This window comes from Petrachloros mirabilis (genome assembly GCF_975968855.1).
The window spans coordinates 1-6,742 of record NZ_CDLUDY010000246.1 but is presented as its reverse complement, the minus strand read 5'-3'; the positions used below and the strand labels follow the sequence as shown (position 1 = coordinate 6,742).

Annotated in this window: 6 protein-coding genes; 3 read left to right on the top strand and 3 right to left on the bottom strand. The window is 56.2% G+C overall.

Features of this window, described 5'->3' with window-relative positions:
• The coding region (locus ACWVCN_RS10215) for a glycine dehydrogenase (RefSeq protein ID WP_455245549.1) at nt 1–1,227 on the bottom strand (1,227 nt) is incomplete at its 3' end.
• Between the two features lie 221 nt (nt 1,228–1,448).
• Between ACWVCN_RS10215 and ACWVCN_RS10210 the strand changes: the two genes are divergently transcribed.
• The 3 genes from ACWVCN_RS10210 to ACWVCN_RS10200 all read left to right on the top strand — a co-directional run bounded on the left by ACWVCN_RS10210 (nt 1,449) and on the right by ACWVCN_RS10200 (nt 5,143).
• A complete protein-coding gene (locus ACWVCN_RS10210) occupies nt 1,449–2,120 on the top strand; it encodes a response regulator transcription factor (RefSeq protein WP_455245548.1) in 672 nt (223 codons plus the stop codon).
• The gene (locus ACWVCN_RS10205) at nt 2,121–3,524 is read left to right on the top strand and encodes a sensor histidine kinase (protein WP_455245547.1); all 1,404 of its coding nucleotides are present in this window, start codon (nt 2,121–2,123) and stop codon (nt 3,522–3,524) included.
• Between the two features lie 107 nt (nt 3,525–3,631).
• The gene (locus ACWVCN_RS10200; RefSeq protein ID WP_455245546.1) at nt 3,632–5,143 is read left to right on the top strand and encodes a DegQ family serine endoprotease; all 1,512 of its coding nucleotides are present in this window, start codon (nt 3,632–3,634) and stop codon (nt 5,141–5,143) included.
• A 50-nt stretch (nt 5,144–5,193) separates the two neighbouring features.
• On the opposite strand, the gene purU is transcribed toward ACWVCN_RS10200, so the two are convergent.
• Both purU and ACWVCN_RS10190 read right to left on the bottom strand, forming a co-directional pair.
• Nucleotides 5,194–6,060, bottom strand: a complete 867-nt coding sequence (purU, locus tag ACWVCN_RS10195) for a formyltetrahydrofolate deformylase (RefSeq protein ID WP_455245545.1) — start codon at nt 6,058–6,060, stop codon at nt 5,194–5,196.
• Between the two features lie 69 nt (nt 6,061–6,129).
• The coding region (locus ACWVCN_RS10190) for a radical SAM protein (RefSeq protein ID WP_455245544.1) at nt 6,130–6,742 on the bottom strand (613 nt) is incomplete at its 5' end.

Sequence of the window (6,742 nt, the reverse complement as noted above, 5' to 3'; positions counted from 1 at the left end):
TGCACGTACAAGGATCTGATTGCTCTGAGCTTTCGGAAGACGCACCCGGAGAGTGTCGAAGAACTCTTCATTCCCGAGATCGAAGCCCAGTTGCCGGAGTCCTTTGGCCAACACAACCGCGAGCCCACGAACCCGCTCGGCAATCCGCCGCAGTCCCAACGGGCCGTGATAGACGGCGTACATGCCGGCCATGATGGCAAGAAGAACTTGGGCCGTGCAGATATTGCTCGTGGCCTTCTCGCGGCGGATGTGTTGCTCGCGGGTTTGTAAGGACAGCCGAAACGCGGGTTTGCCGTCCCGGTCTTTCGACACCCCTACGATTCGACCGGGCATCTGCCGCTTGTAGTCTTCTTTCGTCGACAAGAACGCGGCATGGGGCCCCCCGAATCCCATAGGAACGCCGAACCGTTGGCTTGAACCGACTGCGATATCGGCGCCGAATTCTCCGGGCGGCCGCAGGATCGTGAGCGCGAGCAGGTCTGTCGCCACCACCACGAGAACCCCTGCTTTATGGGCCTGCTCGACAATGGCACTGTAGTCGCCCACATAGCCGTCGGTCGTCGGATATTGCAGAAGAACGCCGCTCAACTGGGGATTGCCGTAATCGAGGGTTTTCGTACGGCCCACGTGAAGAGTTATCCCGAGCGGCTCCGCCCTTGTCTGCATGACGGCAATCGTCTGCGGATGGCAGTCTTTCGAAACGAAAAATTCTTTCCTCTCATGTCCGGTTCCGCGGGCAATAGCCTGACACATCGCCATGGCTTCTGCTGCGGCTGTAGCCTCATCCAGCAAAGAGGCATTGGCCAGCGGCAGACCGGTGAGATCGGTGATCATCGTCTGAAAATTCACCAGAGCTTCGAGACGGCCTTGCGCAATTTCCGCCTGGTAGGGCGTATATTGAGTGTACCAGCCTGGATTCTCAAAAATGTTACGTTGAATGACCCCCGGCGTGATGCAATCGTAATATCCCATGCCGATGAAAGACCGATAGACACGATTGTCGTCGGCCAGGCCTCGGAGTTCTTGAAGCACTGATTGCTCGCTGCGGTGTCGAGGGAGGCCCAATTCGCGACGGAGACGGATGTCGCCGGGCACTGTGGCTTCGCTCAAGGCCTCAAGCGACTGGAGGCCGAGCAGCGCGAGCATCTCGCGCATGTCGGATTCAGTCGGGCCAAGGTGTCGATGGATAAACGTATCGGCTAGATTCACCACTTCCGGGGTCGCCATGATGGGTTGTTCGCTTTCTGAGTCAGGTGGTCTCGCGCGAACGAACACCGCGCGGGCCGAAGGTTACCATGCCGCCCCCAATTTCTCCAAGTACGATTTCGCGAGCTTCGAGCGCCGCAAATCAGGAGAACTTCCTCAATCCAGTAAGAGATCGCCAATTCAAGACGGATGGATCCACTGGAGATCCGCGGTCGAAGGTTTGTTATAATCCGAATACTGCTATGCGAATACTTGTTGTCGAAGACGAAACCAAAGTCGGCTGTTTCATTAAGCGCGCACTCGAAGAAGAAAGTTATGCGGTGGATTTCTGCGAGGACGGCGCCAAGGGATTGGAAATGGCGCTCGCTACCAATTATGACGCCGTGATCGTCGATCTCATGCTGCCTTCGCTCTCCGGCCTGGACATCGTTAAAGGCATCCGACAACAACGGCTTCAGACACCGATACTCATCCTGACTGCGCAATCACAAGTAGATCAGCGCGTCAAGGGCCTCGACGCCGGCGCGGATGATTACCTGACCAAACCGTTCGCTATCGACGAATTACTGGCTCGGGTGAGGGCCCTCCTACGGCGAGGCACGACCGACAGCGCAGGCGTGCTTCAAGTCGACGATCTGATTTTGAACCCCGCCACACGGGAGGTTACCAGAGGCGGCCAGCGGATCGATTTGACCCTCAAGGAGTATGCCCTTCTGGAATACCTCATGCGCCACACCGGCCGCGTATTGACTCGTCCGATGATCTCCGAACATGTCTGGAACCAGGATTTCGACACGTTCACGAACGTCATCGACGTCTATGTCAACTATCTCCGCAACAAGATCGATCGCGGCCGGATGAAGAAGCTGATCCATACGGTCCGCGGAAGCGGATACATGCTGAAGGCTGACTAGATGCCACTGCGCCTGCGATTGACGCTCTGGTACGGTAGCGCCCTCGCGTTGATCCTGATTGTGTTCTCGGCTGTCCTCTACATCGTCACCGCCCGCAGCCTTCGTGATGCGATCGATCAATCGTTGGAGGAAACCGCCGTCGCAGCAGTTCGTTCCCTTGAGGAGCGGGGGTTCCTGCCTTTGATCGACGAAAACGAACTGATGTCGCAGTTTCCGGAACTGGCCCGCATCGACAAGTTTTTCCAGATCTTCAGCCCCTCCGGAACTATTACGATTCGCTCACCCAACGTCAAGCAGCACGAACTCCCCCTGAGCCGTGAAGCTCTGGACGTGGCCTTTACTGGCAAAACCATCTTCGAATCGGCCAAGTACCCGAAGGAGCCTCCCCTCCGGCTTATTTCAGTGCCGATCATGTATCGCGGGAATCTGCTTTACATCGTACAGGTCGGAACCTCGATGGAATCCGTCGAAGAAACGCTCAATCGTCTCCTGCTGGTTCTGCTCGTCACCATGCCCTTGGCCTTGGCCGTCTCACTGGCAGGAGGCTGGTTTCTCGCTGGACGGGCGTTGCGGCCAGTCGATGATATTACGTTGGCCGCACAAAGGATTGCCGCGGGCGATCTGACCCAACGCTTGAAGGTCCCTCCCTCTCCGGACGAAATCGGACGGCTGGCTGGCACCTTCAACAACATGATCGCACGGCTCGAAACGTCTTTCCGGCAGATCCGCCAGTTCAGCAGCGATGCATCACATGAGCTTCGAACGCCTCTGACGGTTATGAAAGGGGAGACAGAGCTGGCGCTCCGCCGGCCCCGGGAAGCAAAAGACTATACCGTCGTGCTGGAGAGCAACCTGGAAGAAATTGACCGGATGACCCGCATTGTCGATGAGCTGCTCTTTCTCTCTCGGGCGGATATGGGCGAAGTGAAGATGGAACGTTTGCCCGTGAAGCTCGAGTCCCTCCTTGAAGACGTCCATCGGCAGGCCTCCTTGCTAGGACAGGAGCGCAATGTGCAAGTGGTGCTCGGAATGGTCGCACCGGCTACCGTGTTAGGTGACGAACTCCGGCTCCGTGAACTATTCCTCAATTTGCTCGACAATGCGGTCAAGTATTCGAAATCCGGCGGATCTGTCGAGATCACCCTCTACACGGAAACCGGCCAGGCCAAGGTCCTGATCACAGATCATGGCATCGGAATTTCTCGGGATGATCAAGCCAAAATTTTTGATCGTTTCTACCGTACCGACGACGCGCGGACCCATTCCAAAAAAGGCACCGGATTGGGCCTTGCCATTTGCGCCTGGATTATCGATTCCCATCATGGCCGCATCCAGGTGGAGAGCGAAGAGGGCAAAGGATCCACCTTTACCGTTACATTACCTCTCGCCTCTTCGGTGTCTTAACAACTTCTAATACCCTCCTAATCGATCTCTCATCGCACGTTGTTACGTTGCTCATGCAGCGTATACAACTTCTGTCCAATAAGCTTGAACTAGCGAGGGAGGGAGATATGCAAGAATCTACGAGTCGAAGGATCCAAACAGCATTTGGCATCGCGGCGCTCAGCGTTGCACTTCTTCTAGTTGGAAGCGTATCCATTACGATGTCTCACGCATCTCAAGCTTCGTCGCCGGGGCCAACAACGGCCACCGCTCCGATTCTTCCAGCCAGCGGTTTTGCGGAGGTAGCTAAGGCTGTGACTCCGGCGGTCGTGAACATTACCACCGTCATGGCTGACCCGGTTTCGGAGGGACCGAACAGGCAGGATGAGTTCCGCGATCGTATGGAGGAATTTTTTGGGGGTCCCAACGGGCCATTCGGACCGCGTGGATTCCGCGGTCCCCAAGGTCCGGGTGAGCCTCGTGGCCACCGCGGCGGCGGGCAAGGCTCCGGTGTGATCGTTTCAGCGGATGGTTACATCCTGACCAACAACCACGTCATCGCCAATGCGCGAGAAGTGCATGTGACGCTTCCGGATAAACGTGAGTTCACGGGGACCATTGTCGGCACTGATCCAAAGACCGATCTGGCTGTGGTGAAAATTGAGGGCCAGAATCTTCCCAGCGTACCCTGGGGCGATGCTTCGAAGCTGCAGGTCGGAGAGTATGTCCTCGCGGTGGGAAATCCTTTCGGATTGAACTCCACCGTGACGCTCGGCATTGTCAGCGCACTGGGCAGGGGCCACATGGGCATCACTCAATACGAAGATTTTATCCAGACCGATGCCGCCATCAATCCCGGTAATTCCGGTGGCGCCTTGGTCAACACTCGCGGCGAGCTTGTCGGCATCAACACCGCAATTTTCTCACAGACCGGTGGCTATCAGGGGGTCGGGTTTGCTGTTCCGACCAGCATGGGGAAGCCAATTTATGAAAGCCTGATCAAGAACGGCAAGGTCGTTCGTGGCTATCTGGGGATTGCTATCCAGGACCTTAATAAAGACCTTGCCAAATCATTCGGAGTCAAAGACGCCAAGGGAGCCTTGGTCAGCGATGTGAAGGTAGACAGCCCTGCGGATCGGGCAGGCGTGAGACAGGGCGATGTGGTGATCTCTTATCAAGGATCGGCCGTAGAGGATGCGGTGGCCCTCCAGCGCATGGTGACCGGAACGACGATCGGCTCGAAAGTGCCGGTAAAAGTCTTTCGCGATGGCCATGCGAAGGAACTAACGATCACAATTGGCGAACAACCGGACACCGCAAAAATCGCGAAAGCTGAGGCTGAAGAACAAGGGGATTATGCTTTTGCCGGAGCGGCCGTCCAAGACCTGGATCGCGAGACGGCCAAGCAATTGGGGTTCAAGGGTAACATGCAGGGTGTGGTTGTCACGAGCGTCGATCCGGACAGCGGGGTGGGAAAGGCCGGTTTGATGCCTGGTGATGTAATCCGGGAAATCAACAGGAAGCCGGTCAAATCAGTGAAGGAATTTGAGCAGATCTCGTCCGTGGTCAAGAAAGGAGAGAATGTTTTGATTCTGATCAACCGGCGCGGGGCGTCACTATTCCTGAGCGCGAAGGTCTAAGGCAGCCCGACGGGGATGGGAGCTGCCCATCCCCGTCAGTTCCAACCGTCTCAATCGAACACCACGGTTTTCCTTCCATACACGAGCACCCGCCGTTCGATGTGGCGGCGAACGGCCCTCGCCAGAACGAGTTCTTCCAGGTCGCGCCCCTTCCTCACCAGATCGTCGACCGTGTCACGATGTCCGATTCGGATGACGTCCTGCTCGATGATAGGGCCTTCGTCGAGATCTTCCGTCGCATAGTGGGCTGTTGCCCCGATGATCTTCACGCCTCGCTCATAGGCCTGCCGATAGGGGTTCGCTCCGATGAATGCCGGCAAAAACGAATGGTGAATGTTAATGACCGGACAGCCGACGTGAGCGAGGAAGTTTGCACTGAGAATTTGCATGTACCGCGCCATGACGACCAGCTCGACGCTTTTCTCTTTCAGGAGCGAGAAAACCTGTTGTTCTTGCTGTGGCTTCGTTTCTTTGGAGACGGGAAAGACTGCGAAAGGAATTTTGAACAGATCCGCCCAGCCAGCGCAGGTGTCGTGGTTCGAAATAATGACGGGCACGTCGATGTGCAGCTCATCGCGTCTGTGCCGCTGAAGTAAGTCGGCCAAACAATGGTCCTGCTTCGACACCAGTATGCCCACCCTCGTCCGTCGGCTGGACAGATGGACCTCCACCCTCATCCCGAAGACCTTGGCAATGGGAGAGAAGGCCGCCGGAATTTCGTCCGGAGGAACCTGCAACCCCTCTGTGGAGAATTCCATCCGCATCAAGAAATCATTTGTCTCTTCGTCGGTATGGTGGTCGGAGTCGAGGATATTCCCGCCAAAGTCGTGTATGAATCCCGACACGCGTGCGACGATCCCTTTCCTGTCCTTGCAGTGGATGAGGAGCACCACGGAGTCTTTCTTCAGTGCAGTCATCGTGTGGATATCCTGTTCATCTTGTTAACCTTCTTATGCAGTGGCAAAGGAAGTTCGGCGGATCGGCCGTCACCTAACGATATGGCCGACTAAGTCATAGGTTGCTGCTTCGGTGATTTCCACTTTTACGAGTTCACCGGGATCCGCCTCACCATCGTTGATGTACACGACACCGTCGATGTCCGGCGCGAGACCCTCATGGCGGCCTTCCAACAGAAGTTCGGTCTCTTCTGAAAGGCCATCTACCATGACTTCGCAAATCGAGCCGATCTTGTCACGATTCTTCTCGGCAGCGATGACCTCTTGAACCGCGAGCAGTTCGTTCCGCCTGGCTTCGGCCACGTACCGATCGACCTTATCTTTTAATTCCACCGCCGGCGTCTGTTCCTCATCGGAATAAAGAAAGGCTGCCACCCGGTCGAACTCCGTCTCCTCGACATACCGTTTCAACTCTTCGAAATCTGACTCGGTTTCTCCCGGAAACCCCACAATAAAGGCGGTGCGGAAGGTCAGGCCTGGAATGCGGGCCCTAATGCGGTGCACAAGTTCCTCAATGGCTGCACGGTCGCCCAACCGGTGCATCCGTTTGAGCATTCGGTCGTTGATGTGCTGCAGCGGCATATCGATATACTTGGCGATCGTTTCTTCACCTGCATACAGATCGAGCAGCTCGTCTGTGATC

Coding starts and splice junctions, on each gene's coding strand:
- ACWVCN_RS10210 (WP_455245548.1), top strand. CDS start 1,449: ATGCGAATACTTGTTGTCGAAGACGAAACCAAAGTCGGCTGTTTCATT.
- ACWVCN_RS10205 (WP_455245547.1), top strand. CDS start 2,121: ATGCCACTGCGCCTGCGATTGACGCTCTGGTACGGTAGCGCCCTCGCG.
- ACWVCN_RS10200 (WP_455245546.1), top strand. CDS start 3,632: ATGCAAGAATCTACGAGTCGAAGGATCCAAACAGCATTTGGCATCGCG.
- purU (WP_455245545.1), bottom strand. CDS start 6,060: ATGACTGCACTGAAGAAAGACTCCGTGGTGCTCCTCATCCACTGCAAG.